General features: G+C 31.9%; 26 protein-coding genes. 24 read left to right on the top strand and 2 right to left on the bottom strand.

Annotation, left to right across the window (positions count from 1 at the left end; translation table 11 throughout):
- The first annotated feature begins 67 nt into the window (after positions 1-67).
- The 11 genes from AC5SML_RS06430 (at position 68) to AC5SML_RS06380 (ending at position 10,274) form a co-directional block, all read left to right on the top strand.
- The gene (locus tag AC5SML_RS06430; protein ID WP_011281585.1) at positions 68-928 is read left to right on the top strand and encodes a carbohydrate ABC transporter permease; all 861 of its coding nucleotides are present in this window, start codon (positions 68-70) and stop codon (positions 926-928) included.
- A gap of 2 nt (positions 929-930) precedes the next feature.
- Complete coding sequence (locus AC5SML_RS06425) at positions 931-1,779, top strand: carbohydrate ABC transporter permease (protein WP_271564568.1); 849 nt, start codon at positions 931-933, stop codon at positions 1,777-1,779.
- Positions 1,779-2,858 (top strand): ABC transporter ATP-binding protein, encoded by a 1,080-nt coding sequence (locus tag AC5SML_RS06420; protein ID WP_271626895.1) that lies wholly within the window; start codon positions 1,779-1,781, stop codon positions 2,856-2,858. The genes AC5SML_RS06425 and AC5SML_RS06420 overlap by 1 nt, the downstream gene beginning before the upstream one ends.
- Complete coding sequence (locus tag AC5SML_RS06415; RefSeq protein ID WP_494617086.1) at positions 2,851-3,924, top strand: ABC transporter ATP-binding protein; 1,074 nt, start codon at positions 2,851-2,853, stop codon at positions 3,922-3,924. Before AC5SML_RS06420 ends, AC5SML_RS06415 begins: the two co-directional genes overlap by 8 nt.
- 119 nt (positions 3,925-4,043) lie before the next feature.
- Positions 4,044-5,201 (top strand): TRAP transporter substrate-binding protein, encoded by a 1,158-nt coding sequence (locus tag AC5SML_RS06410; protein WP_494576746.1) that lies wholly within the window; start codon positions 4,044-4,046, stop codon positions 5,199-5,201.
- Positions 5,202-5,293: 92 nt separating this feature from the next.
- A complete protein-coding gene (locus tag AC5SML_RS06405; protein WP_494578795.1) occupies positions 5,294-5,878 on the top strand; it encodes a TRAP transporter small permease subunit in 585 nt (194 codons plus the stop codon).
- A complete protein-coding gene (locus AC5SML_RS06400; RefSeq protein ID WP_027306877.1) occupies positions 5,868-7,229 on the top strand; it encodes a TRAP transporter large permease in 1,362 nt (453 codons plus the stop codon). The genes AC5SML_RS06405 and AC5SML_RS06400 overlap by 11 nt, the downstream gene beginning before the upstream one ends.
- Before the next feature lie 10 nt (positions 7,230-7,239).
- Complete coding sequence (locus AC5SML_RS06395) at positions 7,240-8,577, top strand: amidase (RefSeq protein WP_494617085.1); 1,338 nt, start codon at positions 7,240-7,242, stop codon at positions 8,575-8,577.
- Entirely contained in the window at positions 8,567-8,746 is a 180-nt protein-coding gene (locus tag AC5SML_RS06390) for a hypothetical protein (RefSeq protein ID WP_011281579.1), read from the top strand. Before AC5SML_RS06395 ends, AC5SML_RS06390 begins: the two co-directional genes overlap by 11 nt.
- A gap of 12 nt (positions 8,747-8,758) precedes the next feature.
- A complete protein-coding gene (locus AC5SML_RS06385) occupies positions 8,759-9,652 on the top strand; it encodes a DMT family transporter (RefSeq protein WP_011281578.1) in 894 nt (297 codons plus the stop codon).
- A 58-nt stretch (positions 9,653-9,710) separates the two neighbouring features.
- Positions 9,711-10,274 carry a hypothetical protein gene (locus AC5SML_RS06380; RefSeq protein WP_006997650.1) on the top strand — a complete coding sequence of 188 codons (564 nt, stop codon included), beginning with the start codon at positions 9,711-9,713 and terminating at the stop codon, positions 10,272-10,274.
- Here the strand turns inward: AC5SML_RS06380 and ftsY are convergent.
- The gene (ftsY, locus tag AC5SML_RS06375) at positions 10,267-11,184 is read right to left on the bottom strand and encodes a signal recognition particle-docking protein FtsY (protein WP_271616582.1); all 918 of its coding nucleotides are present in this window, start codon (positions 11,182-11,184) and stop codon (positions 10,267-10,269) included. The two genes, AC5SML_RS06380 and ftsY, sit on opposite strands and share 8 nt — an antisense overlap.
- Positions 11,184-12,008, bottom strand: a complete 825-nt coding sequence (gene dapF / locus AC5SML_RS06370; RefSeq protein ID WP_018413629.1) for a diaminopimelate epimerase — start codon at positions 12,006-12,008, stop codon at positions 11,184-11,186. Before dapF ends, ftsY begins: the two co-directional genes overlap by 1 nt.
- A 159-nt stretch (positions 12,009-12,167) precedes the next feature.
- Between dapF and ffh the strand changes: the two genes are divergently transcribed.
- From ffh to sdhC, 13 genes are read left to right on the top strand one after another with little or no spacing between them, the layout of a single operon-like run.
- A complete protein-coding gene (ffh, locus tag AC5SML_RS06365; protein ID WP_018413628.1) occupies positions 12,168-13,526 on the top strand; it encodes a signal recognition particle protein in 1,359 nt (452 codons plus the stop codon).
- Between the two features lie 14 nt (positions 13,527-13,540).
- Complete coding sequence (rpsP, locus tag AC5SML_RS06360; RefSeq protein ID WP_011281575.1) at positions 13,541-14,074, top strand: 30S ribosomal protein S16; 534 nt, start codon at positions 13,541-13,543, stop codon at positions 14,072-14,074.
- Between the two features lie 8 nt (positions 14,075-14,082).
- Complete coding sequence (gene trmD / locus AC5SML_RS06355; RefSeq protein ID WP_271499528.1) at positions 14,083-14,769, top strand: tRNA (guanosine(37)-N1)-methyltransferase TrmD; 687 nt, start codon at positions 14,083-14,085, stop codon at positions 14,767-14,769.
- A 16-nt stretch (positions 14,770-14,785) separates the two neighbouring features.
- Positions 14,786-15,310: a 50S ribosomal protein L19 gene (rplS, locus tag AC5SML_RS06350; protein ID WP_018413625.1), complete on the top strand. Its 525-nt coding sequence runs from the start codon at positions 14,786-14,788 to the stop codon at positions 15,308-15,310.
- A gap of 11 nt (positions 15,311-15,321) precedes the next feature.
- A complete protein-coding gene (leuC, locus tag AC5SML_RS06345; RefSeq protein WP_018413624.1) occupies positions 15,322-16,725 on the top strand; it encodes a 3-isopropylmalate dehydratase large subunit in 1,404 nt (467 codons plus the stop codon).
- A 1-nt stretch (position 16,726) separates the two neighbouring features.
- A complete protein-coding gene (gene leuD, locus AC5SML_RS06340; protein WP_011281572.1) occupies positions 16,727-17,338 on the top strand; it encodes a 3-isopropylmalate dehydratase small subunit in 612 nt (203 codons plus the stop codon).
- Complete coding sequence (gene leuB, locus AC5SML_RS06335) at positions 17,325-18,431, top strand: 3-isopropylmalate dehydrogenase (RefSeq protein WP_006997659.1); 1,107 nt, start codon at positions 17,325-17,327, stop codon at positions 18,429-18,431. Before leuD ends, leuB begins: the two co-directional genes overlap by 14 nt.
- 26 nt (positions 18,432-18,457) lie before the next feature.
- Entirely contained in the window at positions 18,458-20,221 is a 1,764-nt protein-coding gene (locus tag AC5SML_RS06330) for an acyl-CoA dehydrogenase C-terminal domain-containing protein (RefSeq protein WP_494617084.1), read from the top strand.
- 1 nt (position 20,222) lies between these two features.
- Entirely contained in the window at positions 20,223-21,851 is a 1,629-nt protein-coding gene (locus tag AC5SML_RS06325) for an acyl-CoA synthetase (protein WP_494617083.1), read from the top strand.
- Positions 21,848-22,624, top strand: a complete 777-nt coding sequence (locus tag AC5SML_RS06320) for an alpha/beta fold hydrolase (RefSeq protein WP_494617082.1) — start codon at positions 21,848-21,850, stop codon at positions 22,622-22,624. The genes AC5SML_RS06325 and AC5SML_RS06320 overlap by 4 nt, the downstream gene beginning before the upstream one ends.
- On the top strand, positions 22,621-23,730 hold the full coding sequence (locus tag AC5SML_RS06315) for a dimethylsulfoniopropionate demethylase (RefSeq protein ID WP_494617080.1): 1,110 nt from the start codon (positions 22,621-22,623) through the stop codon (positions 23,728-23,730). Before AC5SML_RS06320 ends, AC5SML_RS06315 begins: the two co-directional genes overlap by 4 nt.
- Before the next feature lie 20 nt (positions 23,731-23,750).
- On the top strand, positions 23,751-24,752 hold the full coding sequence (locus tag AC5SML_RS06310; protein ID WP_018413621.1) for an aspartate-semialdehyde dehydrogenase: 1,002 nt from the start codon (positions 23,751-23,753) through the stop codon (positions 24,750-24,752).
- Entirely contained in the window at positions 24,745-25,128 is a 384-nt protein-coding gene (gene sdhC, locus AC5SML_RS06305) for a succinate dehydrogenase, cytochrome b556 subunit (RefSeq protein WP_011281568.1), read from the top strand. Before AC5SML_RS06310 ends, sdhC begins: the two co-directional genes overlap by 8 nt.

Here is a 25,128-nt window from a genome sequence, read left to right as displayed (position 1 = left end):
AATAATTTTATATGGCCACCTTTAATTAGGTGGCCATATACATGCAATATAATCAATATTCAAAGTCATGAACTTTAAACATAAATACATTTTTCTATTTCCTGGTTTATTTGTTCTTATAGGTATCTTAATTTTCCCGATAATATTTGTAGTTCGTTTAAGTTTATCAGGGTGGAATAGTTATAATGGTTTAAATTTTATAGGCCTTGAAAACTATATAAGATTATTTACAGATGACCCAAGGTTCTGGGAATCATTTTTTAGATTAAGTTTTTTGTCAGTAACAACTGTTGTTCTTCAATATGTAATTGGTTTTGCATTAGCACACATGGTCTGGAAGGAAATTAAGTTTCAAAGGTTTTTTAGAGTATTATTTTTAATACCTATGATGACCACACCAGTTATCATGACTGTTATTTGGAGAACTTTTTTTCATGAATCTCTAGGTCCTGTAAATGATATTCTGGGCAACTTTGGTCTTTCACCAAAATGGCTCACAGATCCCACTTTAGCTAAATTTACTGTAATTATAGTTGAGGTTTGGCAGTGGACACCTTTTATGTTTTTACTATTGTTAGCAGGCCTTTTATCACTTCCAAAGGAACCATTTTTAGCAGCTGCGATTGATGGAGCTAGCCCAGTCAGAAAATTTATCTATGTAACATTTCCATTAATGGCACCTATATCTATCGGTGCAATTATTATTAGATTGATTGAAGCCTCAAAGATAATGGATACAGTTTATGTGTTAACCTCTGGTGGTCCAGGAACCTCAACTGAGACTTCAAGTTTTTATATTTTTATTAAAGGTTTGAGAGAGTTTCAAATGGGATATGCAGCTTCAATGTCATTCACATATTTAATAATAATGATCATAAGCTTAACTGTTATTGCAAAAGTATTAACTAAATTATTACTAAAAGATTAAATATGGGAAAACTATATACATTTTTAAAATATTTTTTTATAACAATTTGGACGGTATTTGTTGTGGCACCTTTTCTTTGGGCACTTACAACTTCCTTCAAAGATTTTAATTCAGTTAATGGAGGTGTTACTTATATTCCATGGGTTGATTTTGAACCAAACCTAGAAGGTTGGAGGGTTTTAATTAAATCACCAGCAGAAGGAGGGGTAGATATTGTTGAACCTTATTTTAACAGTCTGTTTGTAACATGTACTGCAAGTTTAATAAGTATAATCCTTGGAACCTTATCTGCTTATGCACTTTCAAGATATACTTTTAAAGCAGGTCCCATAAAAAATAATGACATTACCTTCTTTTTTATTTCTCAAAGAATTATGCCACCAATTGTTTTATCAATACCTTTCTTCTTATTTTTAGGAGCTGTAAATTTATTAGATAGTCTAATCGGGCTGATAGTCGTTTATATTGTTTTGTTAATGCCTATAGCAGTTTGGATTATGGTTGACTTCTTTAACAAGGTACCGAGAGAAATAGATGAAACAGCATTAATAGATGGATGCAATCCTTACCAAGCATTTTTTAAAGTCGTATTACCAAATTCAATACCAGGTTTAATTGTTGCTGGAATGTTTTGTATAATATTTGGATGGATCGATTTCTTTTTTGCATTTATTCTAACTTTTACCGAAGTACAATTATTACCAGTTAAAATAGTTGCCTTAAATTCTTCAATTACACCATGGTGGAGCTTATCTGCTTCAGCATTAGTTTCTGTAGCACCATTAATCGTAGTTGCATTTATTGTTGAAAGATATTTGTCAAAAGGAAATTTGTCTGGAGCAATTAAATAATGAATTTAGTTGGTGAAAATTTATCATATAAATTAACTGAAGAGTTACAGTTGAGAAAAATCTCTTTTAATTTTGAAAAGGGAAAATTATATACAATTTTAGGAAGAACACTTTCTGGGAAAACGACTCTATTAAAAACAATAGCTGGATTACTTATGCCAGACAGTGGAACAATTAAATTTGAAGGTAAGAATTTTTTAGAGATACCAGTGTGGGAAAGAAATATTGCTATGGTTTATCAGCAATTTATTAACTACCCTCACTTAAATGTTTTTGAAAATATAGCCTTTCCATTAAAACAGAGAGGTTTAGATCCTCAAAAGATTAATGAAGAAGTTTTTAATTCTTTAAAATTAGTAGGATTAGAGGGCTATGAAAAAAGAAAAATTCAAGAATTATCAGGCGGTCAACAACAAAGAGTTTCAGTTGCAAGATCACTGGTAAAAAATGCAAAAATTTTATTATTAGATGAGCCATTGGTTAATTTAGATTACAAATTAAGAGAGCAGTTGCGTGAAGAGTTTAAAAACATATTCATTAATGGCCTATCAGAAGAGAGTATTGTAATTTTTTCAACAACAGATCCTAGAGAAGCAATGGAACTTAATGGTGAAGTTATTGTTCTTGATGAGGGTAAAGTGCTTCAAGTGGGTGCTGCAAAAGAAATATTTGAAAACCCTAAAAATTTAAAAGTTGCAGCTATTTCAAATGATCCACCAATGAACATTTTAAAAGCTGAGATAGATTCTAATAAAATAAAATTTGAAAATATTGAAATAGATATTCCAGATCATTTATCAAAAATAAAAGATAAAAATTTTAATTTTGGCATAAGAGCATCAGATGTAGAATTAAATGATAATGGATTTGAGTTTGAAGTAGAGCTTGCAGAAATTAGTGGTTCAGAAACCCTACTCCATCTAACTAGAGGAAATGCAAAAATTATAACTAGTATAGAAGAAGTTATGGATTTTAAAATTCGAGATAAAGTTAAAATTAATTTTAAATCAAACAAAGCTTATGCATTTGATGAAACTGGAAATTTAGCTTCATCTCCATTTGGAGGTAGTAGTGTCTAAAATTAATTTAAATAAGATATCTCATTCATATAATCCAAACGATGCAAATCCAACTTATGCACTAAACCCATTTTCAATGACCTGGGAAGATGGAAAGAGATATGCAATTTTAGGCCCGTCTGGATGTGGTAAAACAACAATGTTAAATATTGTATCAGGGTTAGTAAGGCCTTCATCAGGAAAAATATTATTTGACGACAAAGATGTTACGGATCTTAAAACTGAAAATAGAAATATTGCGCAAGTTTTCCAGTTCCCAGTAATTTACAGCACTATGACTGTATATGATAATTTGGCTTTCCCTTTGAGATGTAGAGATTTTTCTAAAGAAATAGTTGATGAAAGAGTTAATTCTGTTGCAGAAACATTAAATTTAAAATCTTTCTTAAATTTGCCTGCTAGAAAACTTACTGCCGATCAAAAACAATTGATTTCTCTTGGTAGAGGACTTGTAAGAGAGGATGTAGCAGCAGTTCTAATGGATGAGCCATTAACAGTTATAGATCCTGATCTAAAATTTAAATTAAGAAGAAATCTTAAAGAAATAAATGAACAATACAAAACGACCCTTGTATACGTTACTCACGATCAAAACGAAGCTATGACTTTTGCTGATAATATTATTGTTATGAGTGAGGGTGAGGTGGTTCAAACAGGGACTCCCAAAGAATTGTTTGAAAGACCAAAAACTACTTTTGTTGGATACTTTATAGGATCTCCTGCGATGAATTTGTTTAAAACAGAGGCATTATCTAATGATAGTGTTAAGATTAATGACACGTTAATAAAAACAACAACAGATCTAACAAAGTTAAAAGATAAAAATATTAAATTAGGAATAAGATCTGAATATATAAAATTAGCAGAAAATCAAAAAGACAATGTGCTAGCTGCAACTGTAGATAAAGTAGAAGATCTTGGAAATTATAAATTGCTAACAGCTAAAGTTGGAAATCTTACAATCAAATCTAAAATCAATAGAGAAACTGAAGTACCTTCTGATAGCGTAAAACTACATATTCCTGCTGAGAGATGTTGTGTTTATGAAGATGAAAAACTAATATAAATTCAAAACTATTTCTATCTCAGATTGTAAAATGATCTTATAGCGTCATTTTCACTATAGACTCTAATCCTGAATTATAATTAAATCCTTACAGTTAATTAACTAACAGAGGAGAAATAATGATTAAAGATAAAAAATCTCTGAAGGCTACAACGCCTTCAAGACGTAAGTTCTTTAAAGCAGCAGCAGTCACAGGTGCAGCAGCAGCAACAGCTGTAGCAATGCCTAATATTGCAACTGCAGACGGACACGTTACATTAAAGATGCAAGCCGCTTGGCCTTCAGGTGCAAACATCTTTTTTGAAATGGCGCAAGACTACTGTAACATGGTTAGCGATATGTCAGGTGGATCACTTAAAATTGATCTTCAGCCTGTAAACGCAATCGTTAAAACTTCAGAAATCGGAGCAGCGGTAAGTGATGGAATCGTTGATATGGGTCACTGGGTGACTGCATATTGGTACGGTAAAAACGCTGCAGCTTCACTTTTTGGAACTGGTCCTTCATACGGAATGTCATCTCAAGAAGTTATGGGATGGATGGAGTATGGTGGAGGAAGAAAACTATATGAAGAAGCAGTAGCTAGTGTTGGATTTAACTACACAGGTTTCTTTCATATGCCTATGCCAGCACAACCTTTTGGTTGGTTCAAAAAGAACGTAACTAAAGTATCTGATGTTAAAGGCATGAAGTATAGAACAGTTGGTCTAGCGACTAACGTTTTAACTGCTATGGGAATGGTCGTAAGACAATTACCAGGTGGTGAGATTCAACCAGCAATGAAAACTGGTTTGATTGATGCTGCTGAGTTTAACAACCCAACATCAGACTCACAGTTTGGAATGCAAGATGTCTCTAAACACTATCACTTAGGAAGTTTCCACCAATCTCAAGAGATGTTTGAAATTCCTATGAACACGAAGAGACTGAACAGCCTTTCACCTGCTCATCAAGCTATCTTAAAAAACGCTGCTTATGCTGCGAATACGGATAACTACTTCAAAGCGCTTGTTAGATATTCTGACAGTTTAGCTGATTTGATGAACACACATAAGGTTAACGTTTACCAAACGTCTGATGCCATTTTAGCTGAACAGTTAAAAGGTTGGGATAAAATTGTTGGAGAATTCTCTGCAAAAGATGCATTCTTCAAGAAGGTAATCGACTCTCAAAAAGCATATGCTAAGAAAGTAATGAAGTACTTGCTGATGAATCAGCCTAATTACAAACTAGCTTATGAAAATGAGTTTGGTCCAATTGGAAAAGTTAAAATCTAATTAACTTTTTAATATTTTAAAAAGGGGGTCTCGGCCCCCTTTTTTTTATAGTACAGTTTTTAACAAAATTAGAGTATCCTATTTAAACCATGATGAGAGCCTACATAAAATTAGCTGACACTTTAAGCACTTCAATAGGTAAGGCTTTTTCTTGGTGTATTGTTATCTTGATGGGTGGAACTTGTTATGAAGTTATGATGGCCTACGTATTTAATAAGCCAACACTTTGGAATTTTGACTTTAGTATGCAGATGTACGGCGCAATATTGATGATGTCAGGCGCTTATTGTTTAGCAACTGAATCTCATGTTAGAGGGGATGTAATTTACAGATTATTTAAACCAAGAACACAAGGTTGGATTGATTTAGTGCTTTATTTTATCTTCTTTTTCCCAGGAGTAATAGCCTTAGCATTTTATGGGTATGAATATGCAGCACTTGCTTGGAAGATAAAAGAAACTAGTTGGAGTAGCCCAGCCCAAATTAATATTTATATGGTAAAATCTTTAATACCAGCTGCGGGAGTTTTTTTGGTTATTCAGGGAATTGCTGAAGTGTTTAGAGCAATTATTTGTATTAAAACTGGACATTGGCCAGCAAGAATGGTTGTTGCAGAAGAAACAGAACAAATCTTAATGAGAACAGCACAAGACGAGGATCAAAAAGATGTTATTTAGTCTAACAAACCCAGAAGTCGCCATCTTAATGATGGGGCTGTTTTTATTTGCAGTGCTATTAGGTTTTCCAATTGCCTTCACCTTGATGGCAATGGGAATAGGTTTTGGATATTATGCTTATTACGATCCTGCTTTAATGGATCACATATTTGATAATAGGATATTTTCATTATTTGTAAAAAATACATACACCGTTATGGACAATAACGTGCTCACCGCCGTCCCACTATTTTTATTTATGGGATATTTAGTTGAAAGAGCCGGAATTGTATCAAAATTATTTTTTGCAATAAGACTTGCGGCTCACAGATTGCCAGCTTCAATGGCAGTAGCTGCTCTAATAACGTGTACTTTATTTTCAACAGCAACTGGAATTATTGGTGCTGTTGTAACCCTAATGGGTCTCCTTGCTTGGCCTGCGATGGTTAAAGCAGGATATGATAAAAAATTTGCTTCAGGAGTAATTTGTGCGGGTGGATGTTTGGGTATTTTAATACCACCTAGTATTATGTTAATTGTTTATTCGGTAATAGCTCAGCTATCTCCTTTGAGATTATTTGCTGCAGCAATTTTTCCAGGACTTTTACTTGCAGGACTTTATATAGCTTATGCAGTAGGTAGAGCTTGGCTCCAACCATCAATTGCACCTAAGCCAAGAGCAGAAGATATTCCGCCAAGAGCTGAAATTTTAAAAGAAGTATTAGTTTCTTTCGTCCCTCTTTTTGGATTAATTATGTTGGTTCTTGGAACAATCTTAGCAGGTATTGCAACGCCAGCAGAGGCAGCAGCAGCAGGAGCGTTTGGTGCTATATTGTTATCTTGGTTTTACAAAACACTTAAATGGCAAAGCTTTAAAGAGTCTGTTTTTCTAACAGCAAAAACTACAGCAATGATTATGTGGTTATTTATTGGTTCTTGGACTTTTTCTTCTGTATTTTCTTATTTAGGTGGTCATGAAATTTTTGAACATTTTTTTACATCAATTGAAATATCAACATGGCAATTTTTAATTATTACTCAAGTAATAATTTTTCTTTTAGGATGGCCATTAGAATGGACTGAAATTTTAATTATATTTGTTCCAATATTTTTACCCCTACTTGAAGTATTTAATGTTAATCCATATTTCTTTGCAATGTTAATTGCCTTAAATTTACAAACATCATTTTTAACGCCTCCTATGGCAATGTCAGCCTATTACTTAAAGGGCGTTCAAAAGAAGAATGTTGAATTGATGGAAATATTTGCAGGAATTATGCCGTTCCTAGGAATAGTAATATTTGCTATGTTTCTTATGTATATGTTTCCAGGTATTGCTTTGTGGCTGCCAGAAACATTATTTGCAAACTAGATAATTTTAAATGCTAAATATATTTACTCTAACAACTAATAAATTGGTTGATCACCTAAAATCGGGTCAGATTTCATCTGTGGAAGTTTGTAATCAATATATTGAGAGAATTGAAAAATTTGAAAAAGATGTAAAGGCGTGGGAATATTTTGATAAAAAAAAGCTTTTAGAAAAAGCGGCGGAGGCAGATGAATACAGAAAATCAGGAAAACCTCTTGGGTCTTTGCACGGCCTACCAATTGCAGTTAAAGATATAATAGGTACTTTTGAAATGCCTACTGAATGTGGCTCTCCTGTTAGAAAAAAAATGCCAAGCTCACAAGATTCTGAAGTTGTTAATCTACTTAAGATTGAGGGAGCAATAGTAATGGGAAAAACTGTAACTACTGAACTTGCATATTTTCACCCAGGCAAAACTACTAACCCACATGATAATTCAAGAACACCTGGGGGGTCATCAAGTGGTTCTGCAGCAGCTATAGCAGCACATATGGCGCCACTATCAATTGGATCACAAACTAATGGCTCAATTATTAGACCTGCTTCCTACTGTGGAGTTGTTGGTTATAAGCCATCTTATGGATTGATTTCACGAAGTGGTGTGATGAGACAATCTGATAAATTAGATCACATCGGAGTATTTGGAAAAACAGTAGAAGATGTTGCTCTGTTTGCAAAATCACTTATAAAAAAAGATTTATACGATTCATCAACTATTCATTATGCGGCAGATGAAATGTTAAATGTTTGTAAAAAAGGACCACTATATGAGCCTAAATTTATTTTTTATAAAACTAAAAACTGGAAAAATATTGATAAAGAATCACAAAAATCTTTTGAGTTCTTTTTAAAAACTTTTAAAAAAAATATTGAAGTATTTGATACCCCTTCTTATTTTGATGATATTCCAAAATATCATAAAATAATTCATGAAACAGATATGGCAAATAATTTTCAAGGTTATTATAAAAAATCTAAAAAACACCTTTCTAAAGAAATGGTTAGTGCAATTGAAAGAGGCTTAAAGTATTCAGCCAAAGAATATGCTGAAGCGATAGATTTTATGAAGAGAAGTTATGAATCTTATAAAGAAGTTTTTGAAGATTATCATGGAGTGTTAACTCCATCATCAGCAGGGGTTGCACCGAAGGGTCTTAAGAGTACTGGAAGTCCAGAATTTTGCACTGTTTGGACTTATATGGGTCTACCATCTATTTCATTACCTTTACTTGTTGGAGAAAATAATTTACCATTAGGTATACAGCTAATTGGAGACAAGCTAGATGATTTAAGATTTCTAGGTGTAGCCAACTGGCTAGAAAAAAATTGTAAAAAATATGCTAAATAAAATAACAACTCTAATCGGGTCAGGCCTTGCAACATTATTTCTTATTGGCCTTGCAACAACTTTAACTAGATCTTCGATGATAGGATTTTGGGATATATTGCCAGTGTTTATTTTAATGGCAGTAGCAATTTTTATGATGTTCTACGAAGCTTTTTTCGACAAGAATTAAATCTTCTTTTAAGTGAATAATTCTAAAAATAGCTATTTACCTTTCTTATTATTATTTATTCAACCAATTTTTATGGCTAGCAACTTAATCGTTGCAAGAGGTGGGGTTGAGTATGTTCCTCCAATATCTTTAGCTTTTTGGAGATGGACTGCAGTTTTTTTAATATTACTACCATTCACCTACAGTTCTTTAAAAAAAAATTTTAAGTTTGTAAAACAAGAATATAAAAGAATATTTTTCATTGGATCGATGGGTTGTGGAGTTTGTGGAGCTTTTCCATTTTTAGCTGGTCAAACAACAACGGTTACCAACATGGGAATTATATATTCCTCTTCTCCAATTTTTATAATCATAATCTCAAGTTTATTTTTTAAGGAAAAAATCAATCTTCTTAGGATTATTGGACTAGTTTCATGTTTAATAGGTGTTTTTGCCATTATTATTAAAGGTGATTTATCTTTATTAATTAGTCTTAAATTCACAATTGGTGACCTCTGGATGCTAGCTTCTGCAATAGGTTGGGCTCTTTATTCTATTTATCTATTTTATTGGAAAACTAATCTAAAAATTTTTGATAGATTTACTTTGATTGCATTTTTTGGAGTGGTTAGCTTGCTCCCATTTTATCTAATCGAAGAAGCTTTTTTTGTAAGAACTGTATTTAATTCTGATTTTTTTATGTGGGTTTTATTTGCAGCTATTTCACCGGGAATTATAGCTTTTACCTTGTATACAATGGCACAAAAAAAACTTGGGGCATCTATAACTGGATTTACTCTTTACATTTTTACAGTTTATAGTGCTATTTATGGAGTTTTATTCTTTAATGAGCAACTCGAGTATTATCATTATATAGGGACAGCCCTTGTTTTTGGTGGGGTATATATAGTTAAGAGAAAAGTTTAAATAAATTAAGCCACAATCTAAACAAATAATTTACAAATTTCATATTTATACAATAAGTATGAAAAAAATTGTTAGGACTTTATTTATTATAATCTTTGTAGCTAATTTTACTTATGCGGATGAAAAAGATTATTCTGCGGATAATTTTTTTCATATAGGTCAGATGAATTCACATGATGAAAATTTTAGTCTTTATTTTAAAACTAGAGAAAAACCTATTTTAGCACGAGGGGAAGAATCTAATTATATAACTGATTTTCCTCAGGATCTTTATATCTATAACTATAAAACAAAAACTTCACTTCCTCTAATTTCATACGAGTGGTTTCCTTCAAAGGCTAAATTTTTTTTAGAAGAGTATGATTTTCCAGTGTTCCCTGAAGATTTTGCTTATTATTTATTAAAAGATAATAATACATTAGTTATGATTAGTGCTATTAAAAATATTAATAAAAATTTTCAATTCGATATTACTAATAAAAAGTTAAATCAATATCCTTCTAGTGGAAAATTTGAATTTATAATTTCATCGATCGCAAAAAACTGTGGTCACTCACAATTAAAAGAAAATTATAAATGTAATTATTATAAACCTTTAATTTCGAATAATTTAATCAATTAATTTGAGTAAATGCTTCTGCAAATTTTTCTGCATTAAAAATTTGTAAATCATCCTCTTTTTCACCAAGTCCAAGAGCAATTATTGGAAGCTTATATTTTTTAGCAAGGGCTAATAAAATTCCTCCTTTTGCAGTACCATCTAATTTTGTCATTATCAAACCAGTAAGAGGTATAATTTTGTTAAACTCTTCAACTTGACTGATAACATTTTGGCCAGAGGTTGCGTCAAGCACTAGGATTACATCGTGAGGAGCATCTGGATCTATTTTTTTTGTTACATGGGCAATTTTTTTGTATTCTTCCATTAAATTTTTTTTATTTTGTAATCTCCCTGCCGTATCGATCAAAACATGGTTAAAATCGTTCTTTAATGCCTCTTCTATTGCCTTGTAGGCAACTGATGCCGGGTCGGATCCTTGAGTAGATTTTGTAATTTGCACATCAATTTTATTAGCCCAACTTTCTAATTGTTCTATAGCAGCTGCTCTAAACGTATCACAGGCAGAAAACATAACTTTATTACCATTAGATTTTAAAATTTTACCAACTTTTCCAATAGTTGTTGTTTTTCCAACCCCGTTAACTCCCGATACTAGGACTGCATTAAGTTTTTCTTTTTTATTAAAAAAATTCTCATTTTCCAAAGGTTTCATTAAAGTAACTATATAGTTTCTAAGAATCAAGTTTACCTCATTCATAATATCTTTTTTGGGGTCAATTTTTTCTTGAGCAATAATTTTTTTAATTTCTTCAGCTGCAACAAGACCAACATCTGATTGAATCAAATATTCTTCAATTTGATCTAATGTTTTGTCATCTATTTCTTTTTTTACAATTATATCTCTTAAACCAGATGTAAATGTAGAAGCACTTTTCTTAAAACCAATTTTAAATTTATCAAAAATTCCCATTACAACTTAATGTTGATATTTTTAATATCAGACACAGGTCCTTTCATATGAATACTATTTCTTTCATCAATAGAAATTGTTAAACTACCTAATGCAAACTCTATATCTGTAGTTTTTTCTACCAGATTATTAATGTTAGCTGCAACAGCTGTTGCACAAGCTGCCGTCCCACAAGCCTTGGTAAGTCCAGCTCCTCTTTCCCAAACTTTTACTTTTATTAAATTTCTATTTATAACTTTGGCCAGGGTCACATTACATTTTTCAGGAAATAGAGGATGATTTTCAATTTTCGGACCAATATTTTTTAAGTCAAATGCTTCAATATCATCTACAAAAAAAATTATGTGCGGATTGCCAACATTTATGGCTATTCCACCAATATGTTTGGTAGTATTTCTATCTATAATTTCAATTTTTAAGTCTTGAGTATCTAGCTGCTTACTTAATGGAATTTCTTGCCAATTAACTTTTGGTATACCAATTTCAGTCTCGACTAAATTATTTCCTAAAATTTTTGATTTTAGTGAGCCAGAAGTTGTTAAGAGCGTTATTTCTTTTTTACCACTTTCTTTTGATAGAAGATCTGCAACACACCTAGTGCCATTTCCACAAGCACCAGATATGCTTCCATCTGAATTAAAAAATTCTACATTTGCATCTATTTCTTTATTTTTCTTAATTAGGATGAGTTGATCGCATCCAATAAAACTACGATCACATATCTTAATTATTTGATCTTTATCTAAATTAAAATCTTGGCTTCTTTGATCAATAATTACAAAATCATTGCCTAAACCATCCATTTTAAATGCTTTAATATCCATATACAGATATTTAACTTATTTATTGACTTTTTGAACCTCTATTATAGGTTGATTTCGTTTCCACAAAAACGTTAAATTTGTGGTGTCTTTGGAAACAAAGAGATCAACACTAGTCAGCGATATTCGCCCACTAGTGCGAAACTGCTGTGCGTAATAAATATGTTTGAAAACTTAACAAATAAATTCGAAGAAATTTTTTCTTCTTTAAAAAAAGCACCTTCACTTGACGAAAAGCAAGTAGATGAGGGTTTAAGGGCTATTAGGCAGGCCCTCTTAGAAGCTGATGTCTCTTTAGATGTAGCTAAAGATTTTATAACAAAAGTTAAACCTAAAGTATTAGGTCAAGAGATAATCAGATCAACTTCACCAGGAGATATGGTTGTTAAAATTGTTTATGATGAACTAGTAAGCCTTTTAGGCGAAAGCAACACAGATATTAATTTAAATGCAGTTCCGCCAGTTCCAATGATGCTAGTTGGTCTTCAAGGTTCTGGTAAAACTACAACAACAGCAAAATTAGCCAAATACTTAGAAAAAAATAAAAAGAAAAAGATAATGATGGTTAGCCTTGATGTTTACAGGCCTGCTGCCCAAGAACAATTAAGGTCTTTAGGAGAACAAAATAATATTTTAACACTTCCTATAATTGAAGGACAATTACCAGCAGACATTTGTAGAAGAGCAGTTAGTGCTGCAAGCTTAAATGGAGCAGAAATTATATTGTTTGATACAGCTGGTAGAACTCAAATTGACCTTCAGATGATGAGCGAAATTAAACAAATAGAGAATATAATCAATCCAACTGAAACATTTTTAGTTGCAGATTCTTTAACAGGGCAAGTTGCTGCAGAAGTTGCAAAAGAATTTAAAAATACGGTAAACTTAACAGGTATTGTTTTAACTAGAGCTGATGGTGATGCAAGAGGTGGTGCAGCTCTTAGTATGAAATATGTTTCTCAAGTACCAATTAAGTTTTTAGGGGTAGGAGAAAAAATAGAAAACTTAGAAGTTTTTCATCCAGATAGAATAGCAAATAGAATACTAGGAATGGGAGATATTGTTTCCCTTGTAGAAAAAGCAGCAGAAGATCTTGGTGAAGAAAATTTAAAAAAAGCTGAAGAAAATTTGAAAAAGGGACAATTTTCTATGGAGGACTATCTATCCCAACTAAGACAAATGAAAAAAATGGGTGGTATAGAAGGAATAATGTCATTTATGCCAGGTGTTTCAAAGATGAAGTCACAGATGGATGCTGCGGGAATTGATGAAAGTATTATTACTCAAAACGAAGCAATAATTTTGTCTATGACCAAAAAAGAAAGAGGGAATCCTAAAATCATAGATGGTTCTAGGAAAAAAAGAATTGCTAATGGCTCTGGAACAGATGCGGCCACTATCAATAAATTGCTTAAGCAATTTAAAATGATGTCTGAAATGATGAAGAAGATGTCAAAAGGAAACCTGAAGGGTATGTCTGATAAAGGAATACCTCCAGAGCTACTAAATCAACTTAAATAAAAAAAGGAAAAAAAATGATAAAAATAAGACTATCAAGAGGTGGAACAAAGAAAAGACCAGTATATAAAGTAGTTATAGCTGACAGTCGTCGTGCAAGAGATGGAAGATTTATTGAGAAGGTAGGATTCTTTAATCCACTTTTACCAAAAGATAAAAAAGAAAGAGTAGGACTAGAAGCAGAAAGAATTAAATATTGGTTAGGTCAAGGTGCTCAACCAACTACTAGAGTTGCAAGAATTTTAGGTGAAAATGGTATTATAGCAATGCCTGCAAACGGTAGTAATCCAAGTAAAGCTATTCCTAAAAAAGAAAGAAAAAAAGAAGGAGACGAAGCAGCACCAGCAGCAGCTCCTAAAGCAGAAGCAGCACCAGCAGCAGAAGCTCCAAAGGAAGAAGCTCCTAAAGCAGAAGCAGCACCAGCAGCAGAAGCTCCAAAAGAAGAAGCTCCTAAAGCAGAAGCAGCACCAGCAGCAGAAGCTCCAAAAGAAGAAGCTCCTAAAGCAGAAGCAGCACCAGCAGCAGAAGCTCCAAAGGAAGAAGCTAAATAGTTGGATTTATGTGGCAAGCTCAGATATTCACACTCTATCCTGATTTTTTTCCTGGCCCTTTAAATAAAGGGCTATATGGAAAAGCTTTAACAAATAAAATTTGGGATTTAAAAGTTGTAAATATTAGAGATGCTGCTGAGGATAAACACAAAACTGTAGACGACACTCCTTTTGGAGGTGGATCTGGAATGTTGTTGAAAGCTGATATTTTAGCAAAATCTCTTGATGAAAATAAAAAAGAAGGAGAAAGAATTTTTTATTTATCACCAAAAGGAAAAAAGCTTGATCAGAAATTAGCACTAGAACTGTCTAAAGAAAAATCTATTAGTTTAATTTGTGGTCATTTTGAAGGTGTTGATGAAAGGTTGTTATCTACAAGGAATATAGAAGAACTTAGCATAGGAGATTTTATTTTATCTGGAGGTGAAACAGCAGCATTTGTTGTACTAGATAGTGTTCTAAGATTGCTTCCAGGTGTCTTGGGAAATGAACAATCAAAGACTGATGAGAGTTTTGAGAACGGACTTTTGGAGTATCCTCAATACACAAAACCTCAAATTTGGGAGGAAAAAAGCGTTCCAGAAGTGCTATTATCAGGAGATCACAACAAAATTAAAGACTGGCGTTTATCACAATCAGAGGCTATAACACGCGTCCGAAGACCAGATTTATGGGAAAAATATAAGAAAAATTAATTTGATAAATACTAATATGAAAACAATTGAAGAAATAAATCAACTAAACGTTAAAAAAATACTATCAGAGAAGAAAATCCCAGATTTTTTTCCAGGAGATGTAATAAAAGTTGGTGTTAGAATTACAGAGGGTAAAAAAGATAGAATTCAATATTTTGAAGGTGTGTGTATAGCTAGAAAAAACAGAGATATAAATTCTTCATTCACAGTTAGAAAAATTTCATTTGGTGAAGGTGTTGAAAGAACATTTCCCCTATATGGTACTGTTATAGATACAATTACAGTTATCCGTCATGGTAAAGTTAGAAGAGCAAAATTATATTACCTAAGAGACAGAACAGGTAAATCAGCTAGAATTGCAGAAAAAATTAGAAAAAAAATTGGTATAGAAGTTGATGTTAAACCAGAAATGGTAACAGAAGAAACTTTAGCACCAGTAGCTGCAGAAGCAGAAAAACAAACAGAAGTTCAAGCAGAACCTGTAAAACAAGCAGAAGTTCAAGCAGAACCAAAAATAGAAAAATCAGAAGAAAAAAAATAATTTTTTTTTCAATGCCTTTAACTCTTTACGATAAAATTTGGAATGATCATTTAGTAGATCAACAAGATGATGGTACAGCACTATTATTTGTTGATCGACATTTAGTACATGAAGTAACAAGCCCACAAGCTTTTGAAGGATTAAGAAACTCTAATAGAAAAGTTAGACAACCTGGCTTAACACTAGCAGTTGCAGACCATAATGTTCCAACTACTGATAGATCTAAAGGAATAGCGGATGCAGAGTCTAAAATTCAAGTAGATACCTTAGAAAGCAATTGTAAGGAATTTGGAGTTCAATATTTAGGCATGAATGACAAGAGACAAGGAATTGTTCACATAATTGGTCCAGAACAAGGTTTTACACAACCTGGTACAGTAATTGTTTGTGGAGATAGCCACACAGCAACACATGGTGCATTTGGTGCTTTGGCATTTGGAATTGGGACCTCAGAAGTAGAACATGTTCTAGCAACACAAACATTAGTTCAAAAAAAAGCAAAAAATTTTAGAATCAATGTTAACGGAAAACTTCCTATTGGAGTTACCTCTAAAGATGTAATCTTACAAATTATAGGAAATATTGGAACTGCGGGAGGAACAGGATCAGTTATTGAGTATGCCGGCAGTCTAATTTCATCTTTAAGCGTAGAGCAACGAATGACTATTTGCAATATGACTATTGAAGGAGGAGCAAGAGCAGGGTTAATTGCTCCTGATGAAAAAATATTTGAATATTTAAAGGGTAAACCGATGTCTCCAAAAAATGAAAATTGGGATAAGGCTATGAAATATTGGGAAAGTTTAAAAACTGATGATGGAGCTAAATTTGATAAAGAAATCAACTTAGTTGCAGAAGATATTTTACCGATGATTACTTGGGGAACCTCTCCACAAGATGTAATCACTATAGATGGCAAAGTTCCAAATCCTAAAAATGAACAAGATGAAGATAAAAAGAACTCTTTAGAAAGATCATTAAATTATATGGGCTTAAAAGCTGATACACTAGCTACAGATATTAAGATTGATAAGGTTTTCATAGGAAGTTGTACAAATGGTAGAATTGAAGATTTAAGGGAAGCTGCCAAAATATTAAAAGATAAAAAGAAAGCGTCCCATGTTCAGGCAATGGTTGTTCCGGGCTCAGGTTTGGTTAAAGAACAAGCAGAGCAGGAAGGTTTAGATAAAATATTTATAGCTTCAGGTTTTGAATGGAGAGAGCCTGGCTGTTCTATGTGTCTTGCCATGAATGCTGATAAATTAAAACCAGGAGAAAGATGCGCCTCAACTTCAAACAGAAACTTTGAAGGAAGACAAGGTAGAGGTGGAAGAACACATTTAGTAAGTCCTGGAATGGCAGCTGCAGCTGCAATTTCTGGAAACTTAGATGATGTTAGAAAGTATCAAAACTAAAATGCAAAAATTTAATTCACTTACTAGTATCCCAGCATATTTACCAATAGTAAATATTGATACAGATATGATTATTCCAAAACAATTTCTTAAAACGATTAAAAGAACAGGGTTAGGAAAAAACTTATTTTTTGAAATGAGATACGATGATAATGGAAATGAAATTAAAGATTTTATTCTAAATCAAAAACCTCACAATCAATCAAAAATATTAATCGCAGGAAAAAATTTTGGCTGTGGCTCATCAAGAGAACATGCACCTTGGGCACTTCTAGATTTTGGAATAACATGTGTGATAAGCTCTAGTTATGCCGATATTTTTTACAGCAACTGTTTCAAAAATGGAATTTTACCAATTACTCTGCCAGAAGAAAAAATAAAAGAATTATCAGAGTATTCAAAAAGAAAAGAAGAAATTTCAATAGACTTAAATGAAGAAAAAATAATTTTTGGAAATAGTGAAATCAAATTTGATATTGATCCTTTTAAGAAAAAATGTTTGTTAGAAGGACTTGATGATATTGCACTATCGTTAGCCAAAAAAGAAAAAATTATAACTTTTGAAGAAAATCTAAAAAATAATAAACCATGGATATTTAATGATAAAAATTAAAAAAAGAAAAATTTTACTTCTTCCTGGGGATGGTATTGGACCCGAGGTTATTCAAGAAGTTAAAAAAGTTATTTTATGGTTGAATTCAAATAAATCTCTAGATTTTGAAATTGATGAAGATTTAGCTGGAGGCTGTTCTTATGACAAACATGGGACACCAATCACGGATGAAGTTTTTTACAAAGCTCTAGAAAGTGAATTTGTTATGTTAGGTGCAGTTGGTGGACCAAAATGGGATAACTTAGAGTTTTCAAAAAAGCCTGAAAGAGCCTTATTAAAATTAAGAAAAGAATTAAAACTATTTGCAAATTTAAGACCTGCAATTTGTTTTGAACAATTAGTTGATGCCTCAACCTTAAAACCAGAAATCGTGTCTGGATTAGATATTATGATAGTTAGAGAATTAACAGGTGGAATTTATTTTGGTGAACCAAGAGGAATTAAGCCGATAGAAAATGGTGAAAGAAAAGGGATTAATACCCATTCATACACAACTAGCGAAATAGTTAGAGTTGCAAAAGTAGCTTTTGATTTAGCAAGAAAGAGATCAAATAGAGTTACTTCATGTGAAAAGTCAAATGTAATGGAAGCTGGACAACTTTGGAAAGAAGAAGTTCAAGAACTACACGACAAAGAATATAAAGATGTAGAATTAAGTCATATGCTTGCTGATAATTGTGCAATGCAATTATTAAAAAACCCAAAACAATTTGATGTAATTGTTACGGACAATTTATTTGGAGATATGCTTTCAGACCAAGCCTCAATGTTAACGGGATCTCTAGGTTTATTACCATCTGCTTCTTTAGGTGCAAAAAATAAAGATGGAGAAATGAGAGCTATGTATGAGCCTATTCATGGTTCTGCACCGGATATTGCTGGAAAAGAAATTGCAAACCCAATAGCCTCAATTTTAAGTTTTGCAATGGCTTTAAGATACTCTTTAGATTTAGATAGTGAAGCTGATGCTTTAGAAAAAGCTGTACAAGATGTCTTAAATGATGGTCTTAGAACAAAAGATATTCTTTCTCAGGGAAAAAAAGAAGTATCAACATCAGCTATGGGTGATGCAATCATTTCAAAATTGCAATAATTAAATAATTATTCTAGAGTTCTGGAATGCCAAATTATACTGCTCCAGTCGAAGACATGATGTTTCTTTTTGATAAATTAAGAAATAATAAAAATTATAATGATCTTGAAAAGTATAAAGAGGTTAATTCAGAATTAGTAAAAGATATTTTAGAAGAAGCAGCCAAGATTAATCAAAACTTAATATTACCATTAGCAAAATCAGGTGATGAAAATCCAACAGTTCTAGAGAATGGTGTGGTTAGAACACCGCCAGGCTACAAAGAAGCTTATTCTAAATATATAGAAGATGGTTGGACTTCACTTTCTTGTGATCCAAAATATGGAGGACAAGGAATGCCAAAAACAGTAAGTGCTTTTTTTGACGAAATGTTATCATCTGCAAGTTTATCATTTAAACTTTATAGTGAGTTAAGTATTGGTGCATATAATTGTATTTCTCATCACGCTACAGATGAAATAAAAGAAAAATACCTTCCAAAAATGGTTGAAGGAAAATGGAGTGGCACGATGTGCCTTACTGAACCAGTTTGTGGAACTGATTTAGGTCTTTTAAAAACTAAAGCTATTGAGCAATCTGATGGAACTTTTAAGTTAAGTGGACAGAAAATTTTTATTACATCAGGTGATCAAGATTTAACTGAAAATATTATCCACTTAGTTATTGCAAGAGCAGCTGACTCACCAGCAGGCACAAAAGGAATAAGTTTATTCTTAGTACCTAAATTTTTAGTAAATGAAGATGGATCTAGTGGAACTAGAAATGGAGTTTCTACAGGGTCTATAGAAAGTAAAATGGGAATTAAAGGTTCTGCTACATGTGTATTAAATTTTGATGATGCAACTGGTTATATGATCGGATTGAAGAATAAAGGCTTAAACGCAATGTTTACTATGATGAATTTAGAGAGAATTGTTGTAGGAATTCAAGGCTTGGGGATTTCTGAAATTGCCTATCAAAACTCTTTGAGTTACGCAAAAGAACGAAAACAAGGAAAAACAAATAATACAAAATCAACTAATGGAGCAGATTTTATAATTGAACATGCAGATATTAGAAAATCTTTGCTTAATATGAAATCTATTATTGAAGGCGAAAGAGCTTTATGTTTTTGGCTGTCTCAACAAACAGAAGTTAGCCTTTATCACCCAGATGAAAAAATTAAACAAGAAGCTTCAGATCTTGTGTCGTTAATGACACCTGTGGTTAAAACGATGTTTAGTGATATGGGAATGGAAATAACCAGTGAGGCTATGCAGGTTCATGGTGGTTATGGCTATACGAAAGATCAAGGTATAGAACAGTTGTATAGAGATAATAGAATCACCCCAATTTATGAAGGAACAAATTCTATCCAAGCAGCTGATTTAGTTTTTAGAAAATTGGTAAATAAAAATGGTGATATAATCGACAAATATTTAGAACTGATCAAGAATGATTGCAGTACTGAAAATGAAAAATTAAAACCTTTTATAAAAGAATTAAAAACGCATCTAGAGGTATTATCTACTTTTACTGATTGGATTAAAGAAAAAGTGCAAAACTCAAAAGACGATGCAAGCGCAGCATGCAATGACTATTTAAAAGCATTGGGGTTTGTGTCCATAGCACATGCGTGGATAAAAGTTTTAGAGGTAAGTTTTAAAGATTATGAACAAAACAAAGACTTTTATGAAGATAAAATACAGACTGCAAATTTTTATTTTAAAAGAGTTTTACCAAGAGCCGAAAGTCATTTTAAAACAGCCACATCAGGAAGTGACTATATAATGAATTTTAAATTTAGTTAATATGAGTCATTACGATACAAATTTAGATAAAAATGAGGCTAATTATGTTCCTCTTTCTCCTTTAGCATTCTTAGAAAGAACTAAAGATATATATCCAAATTATGAAGCCTTAGTTTATGAAAGTAGGTCGTATACTTGGGAAGAAGTTTATAAAAGATGTGTTAAGTTTGCTAGCGCATTAGATAAATTGGGTGTGAAAACTGGAGATACAGTTTCTATAATGGCTTTCAATACACCAGAAATTTTTGAAGCACATTATTCAATACCTATGGTGGGGGCAGTAATTAATGCAATCAATACAAGACTAGACCCCAATACTATAAGTTATATTTTACAACATAGTGATGCAAAGGTTTTAATTGTAGATAGACAATTTCATGATGTAATTGAGAAGGCTTTAAAAAATGTTAAAAATAAGATTACAATTATTGATATTGACGACCAGGACATAGACACAAGTTCTTTTAAAAAAATAGGTGAACTTGAATATGAAAGTTTCTTAAACACAGGTAATGAAAATTATGAATGGAAAAAACCAAAAGATGAATGGGAAGCGATTTCATTAGGGTACACTTCAGGAACTACTGGAAACCCAAAAGGAGTAGTTTATCATCACAGAGGCTCATATTTGATGGCAACAGGTAGTGTTACAGCTTGGAATATGCCTAACAAATTAAATTTTTTATGTGTTGTTCCAATGTTTCATTGCAATGGTTGGTGTTATCCTTGGACATTAGCAATGCTGCACGCAAGAGTAATTTGTTTAAGAAATATTGATGTTAAAAAGATGTTTGAACTAATTGATAAATATGAAGTAACACATTTTGGTGGAGCTCCAATAGTTTTAAATATGATTGTTAATTCTCCTAAGGAAGATCAAAAAGCCTTAAAAAGAAAAGTCAATGTTTTAACTGCAGGTGCACCTCCACCAAGTATTATTTTTGAAAAAATGGAAAATCTTGGCTTTGAGGTTATGCATGTTTATGGATTAACAGAAACTTATGGTCATATGTTGCAGTGTGCGTGGAATGATGATTGGAATTCTTTAGAAAAAGATAAAAAGAATGAAATCAAAGCAAGGCAAGGTGTACGTTACCCAAACACAGAGGGCGCTATTGTAATGGATCCAGAAACAATGAAGCCAGTACCTAAAGATGGAAAGACTATGGGTGAAATTATGATTAGAGGGAATATTGTAATGAAGGGATATTACAAGGATAAAGAAGCAACAGATAAGTCAATGGCAGGTGGATGGTTTCATTCAGGAGATTTAGCTGTGACCCATCCTGATGGATATATAAAAATTCAAGATAGATCTAAAGATATTATTATCTCTGGAGGAGAAAATATTTCTTCAATAGAAATTGAAAATGCAATTGCAAAACACCCTTCAGTTTCTTTAGCAGCTGTAGTTGCTAAACCAGATGAAAAATGGGGAGAAACACCTTGTGCTTTTGTTGAATTAATTAAAGATAAGCCAGCAACAGAAAAAGAAATAATAGATTTTTGTAGAGAAACATTGGCAGGATTTAAACTTCCTAAGAGTGTTATTTTTTGTGATTTACCAAAAACTTCAACAGGAAAAATTCAAAAATTTGAACTTAGAAAGAAAGTTAAGGAATTAAGTTGATCTTTCAAGTAGACAACAAAAAAGTCTTTGCATCAGATTCAGGCCAAGGTATTGATAAAAAAAAATCCACAATAGTTTTGCTGCATGGAAGTGGTCTCTCACACATTGTTTGGTCCTTAACAGAACAGTATTTATCAAATCAAAATTATAATGTTTTAGCAATAGATTTACCTGGACATGGAAATTCTGAAGGTGATTGTTTAAAATCAATAGAAGAAATTTCAGATTGGTTAGAAAAAGTTTTTAAAAAACTTAATGTTTCTGAATTAACAATAATAGGTCATTCCCAAGGGTGTTTGGAAGCATTGGAATATTCATTAAGGTATTCTAAAAGAGTTAAAAATTTAATATTTATAGGTGGTTCTTACAGAATGCCTGTTAATCAAGATTTAATTGATCTTGCTGAAAATGGAGATGATAAAGCAGTTCAGTTAATGATGAAATGGAGCTATGAGAATTATAAAAAATTCATTGGAGGTAATCCTGTAGAAAAAATTATTAATTCTCCAAGAAATATTAGAGAAGTTTTAGCCATCGATCTTATAGCTTGTAATAATTATAAAAATGGATCTGAGGCTTTGAAGTCAATCAAGTGTCCCACATTATTTATCTTTGGTGAGCTAGATAAGATGGTCAATATTGAAAAAGGTAAGAAATTTGCAGAGTTCGTTCTTAATTCAAAAACTCATATAATAAAAGATTGTGGACACATGATTATGTTTGAAAAAGCTTTTGAAATGAGAGAAAAGATCTCTGAATTTTTAAAAAAATGAAAAATTTTTCAATAGCAAAATCAAGAAGATTAAGAAGTACTCCTTATACCTCAAGAATAGAGAAGCAAGGAGTTACAGCATACACAATATATAATCATATGTTGTTACCTGCTGCATTTGGATCAATAGAGAATAGCTACAAACATTTAAAAGAACATGTTCAGATATGGGATGTCGCTGCAGAAAGACAAGTAGAAATATCAGGAAAAGACTCGGCAGAGTTAGTACAATTGATGACATGTCGGGATCTATCAAAATCTAAAATAGGCAGATGTTATTATTGTCCAATAATAGATGAAAATGGAAATTTAGTTAATGACCCAGTTGTTTTAAAACTTGATGAAAATAAATGGTGGATATCAATAGCAGATTCAGATGTAATCTTTTTTGCCAAAGGCTTAGCATCAGGACACAAATTTGATGTTAAAATTGTAGAACCAGTAGTTGATATTATGGCAATACAAGGTCCAAAATCCTTTGCGTTAATGGAAAAAGTTTTTGGAAAAAAAATTACTGAGCTTAAATTCTTTGGGTTTGATTATTTTGATTTTGAAGGCACAAAGCACCTTATAGCTAGATCAGGATGGTCTAAACAAGGAGGATATGAAGTATACGTTGAAAACACACAGTCAGGACAAAAATTGTATGACCATCTTTTTGAAGTTGGAAAAGAATTTAATGTAGGGCCAGGATGTCCTAATTTAATAGAGAGAATTGAGAGTGCACTGTTATCTTATGGTAATGATTTTGATAATAACGACAATCCATTTGAATGTGGTTTTGATCAATATGTTAGCTTAGATAGTGATATAAATTTTTTAGGAAAAGAAAAATTGAAAGAAATAAAATTAAAAGGACCCCAAAAAAAATTAAGAGGAGTTAAAATTGATATAAAAGAAATTAGTCTTACGGGATCAAAAAACATATATGATGAAAATAATAATGCGATTGGTGAATTAAGATCGGCTTGTTATTCACCTCATTTTCAAAAGGTTATAGGCATAGCAATGATCAAGAAATCCCACTGGGAAGCATCTCAAGGCTTTAAAATTCAAATAAACGATAATACCATTAATGGAAACGTTTGTGATTTACCCTTCATCTAGTATAAAAGTAAAATAATATCATGAATATAGCAATTGTAGGAGCCTCAGGTAATGTTGGAAGAAAAATGCTCGAAGTATTAGAGCAGAAAAAAATTTCAATAGACCAATTATTTTTAGTTGCCTCTTCAAGGAGTGCTGGTCAAAAAGTAAATTTTAATGGTAAGGAGCATGAGATTTTTAACTTAGAGACTTATGATTTCTCAAAAGCTGAAATTACCTTTTTTGCAGCTGGTGGAAAAATATCAGAAAAATATGCAGAAAAAGCAGCAAAACATACTACAGTAATTGATAATTCTAGCTTTTTCAGAATGGATCAAGATGTACCTTTAATTGTTCCACAAGTGAATCCAGAAGCAATTAATGTTTTAAAAAAAAATATTATTGCTAATCCAAACTGTTCTACAGCACAATTGGTAATAGCTCTAAAACCCTTACATGATGAATTTAATATAAAAAGAGTAGTTATATCAACTTATCAATCTGTATCTGGTGGTGGTAAAGCATCAATGGATGAATTGATTGAACAAACTAAATTATCATTAGATAAAAAGAAAATAAATTCTAAAAATTTTACTAAACAAATTGCATTTAATGCAATTCCTCACATAGATGTTTTTGCAGATGATGGTTACACAAAAGAAGAATTAAAGATGGTTAACGAAACAAAAAAGATTTTAGATGACAAAATTGAGCTAACTGCAACATGCGTAAGAATTCCAGTGCTAGTTTCTCATGCTGAATCTGTAAATATTGAATTTGAAAAACCATTTAGCTTACAAACAATACACTCTTTATTAGATAGTGCAGAGGGATGTGAGGTGTATGATAAAAGAGAAGATGGAGGCTACATTACTCCTTTAGAGGCAGAAGGTAAAAATGAAACTTATATTTCTAGGATTAGAGAAGATAAAACAAAAAAAAATACACTCAATATGTGGATAGTATCAGATAATTTATTAAGAGGTGCTGCACTGAATGCAGTAGAAATAGCTGAGCTTTTAATTAGGAAGAATAATGGATAATAACAACCCTTTATCACCACACATTCAAATTTATAGATGGCACATATCTTCTTTGGTTTCTATTTCTCATAGGATTACAGGAATAGTTAATATATTTGCAATAACAGTAATTTGTTTGTGGATATTTTCTTTGTTGTTAGGAGAATCTAGCTACGATCTAACAAAATTATTTTTGCAATCTATTTTTGGAAAATTTATTATTATTTGTTTAACTTGGTCTTTTAGCTTTCAGGTATTGAGTGAAATAAGACATTTAGTAATGGATCTTGGTTATGGTTTTGAACTAAAGACCACAAAGATTACAGGTTTATTTGTAATTTTTGGATCTATTTTTTTTACAATTCTATTTTATCTATTAGGAAGGAATTTTATTTAA

Source organism: Candidatus Pelagibacter sp. PS_17 (genome assembly GCF_059417945.1).
The sequence above is the reverse complement of the archived record's forward strand: the minus strand, read 5'-3'. Positions and strand labels throughout refer to the sequence as shown.

Bases quoted from the DNA above. Each gene is read 5' to 3' on its own strand.
- trmD (WP_271499528.1), top strand. From the start codon at position 14,083: ATGTGGCAAGCTCAGATATTCACACTCTATCCTGATTTTTTTCCTGGC.
- AC5SML_RS06420 (WP_271626895.1), top strand. From the start codon at position 1,779: ATGAATTTAGTTGGTGAAAATTTATCATATAAATTAACTGAAGAGTTA.
- dapF (WP_018413629.1), bottom strand. From the start codon at position 12,008: ATGGATATTAAAGCATTTAAAATGGATGGTTTAGGCAATGATTTTGTA.
- leuB (WP_006997659.1), top strand. From the start codon at position 17,325: ATGATAAAAATTAAAAAAAGAAAAATTTTACTTCTTCCTGGGGATGGT.
- ftsY (WP_271616582.1), bottom strand. From the start codon at position 11,184: ATGGGAATTTTTGATAAATTTAAAATTGGTTTTAAGAAAAGTGCTTCT.
- rpsP (WP_011281575.1), top strand. From the start codon at position 13,541: ATGATAAAAATAAGACTATCAAGAGGTGGAACAAAGAAAAGACCAGTA.
- AC5SML_RS06310 (WP_018413621.1), top strand. From the start codon at position 23,751: ATGAATATAGCAATTGTAGGAGCCTCAGGTAATGTTGGAAGAAAAATG.
- leuD (WP_011281572.1), top strand. From the start codon at position 16,727: ATGCAAAAATTTAATTCACTTACTAGTATCCCAGCATATTTACCAATA.
- AC5SML_RS06425 (WP_271564568.1), top strand. From the start codon at position 931: ATGGGAAAACTATATACATTTTTAAAATATTTTTTTATAACAATTTGG.
- AC5SML_RS06330 (WP_494617084.1), top strand. From the start codon at position 18,458: ATGCCAAATTATACTGCTCCAGTCGAAGACATGATGTTTCTTTTTGAT.
- sdhC (WP_011281568.1), top strand. From the start codon at position 24,745: ATGGATAATAACAACCCTTTATCACCACACATTCAAATTTATAGATGG.
- AC5SML_RS06395 (WP_494617085.1), top strand. From the start codon at position 7,240: ATGCTAAATATATTTACTCTAACAACTAATAAATTGGTTGATCACCTA.
- AC5SML_RS06325 (WP_494617083.1), top strand. From the start codon at position 20,223: ATGAGTCATTACGATACAAATTTAGATAAAAATGAGGCTAATTATGTT.
- AC5SML_RS06390 (WP_011281579.1), top strand. From the start codon at position 8,567: ATGCTAAATAAAATAACAACTCTAATCGGGTCAGGCCTTGCAACATTA.
- AC5SML_RS06400 (WP_027306877.1), top strand. From the start codon at position 5,868: ATGTTATTTAGTCTAACAAACCCAGAAGTCGCCATCTTAATGATGGGG.
- leuC (WP_018413624.1), top strand. From the start codon at position 15,322: ATGCCTTTAACTCTTTACGATAAAATTTGGAATGATCATTTAGTAGAT.
- AC5SML_RS06405 (WP_494578795.1), top strand. From the start codon at position 5,294: ATGAGAGCCTACATAAAATTAGCTGACACTTTAAGCACTTCAATAGGT.
- ffh (WP_018413628.1), top strand. From the start codon at position 12,168: ATGTTTGAAAACTTAACAAATAAATTCGAAGAAATTTTTTCTTCTTTA.
- AC5SML_RS06430 (WP_011281585.1), top strand. From the start codon at position 68: ATGAACTTTAAACATAAATACATTTTTCTATTTCCTGGTTTATTTGTT.
- AC5SML_RS06380 (WP_006997650.1), top strand. From the start codon at position 9,711: ATGAAAAAAATTGTTAGGACTTTATTTATTATAATCTTTGTAGCTAAT.
- rplS (WP_018413625.1), top strand. From the start codon at position 14,786: ATGAAAACAATTGAAGAAATAAATCAACTAAACGTTAAAAAAATACTA.
- AC5SML_RS06315 (WP_494617080.1), top strand. From the start codon at position 22,621: ATGAAAAATTTTTCAATAGCAAAATCAAGAAGATTAAGAAGTACTCCT.
- AC5SML_RS06410 (WP_494576746.1), top strand. From the start codon at position 4,044: ATGATTAAAGATAAAAAATCTCTGAAGGCTACAACGCCTTCAAGACGT.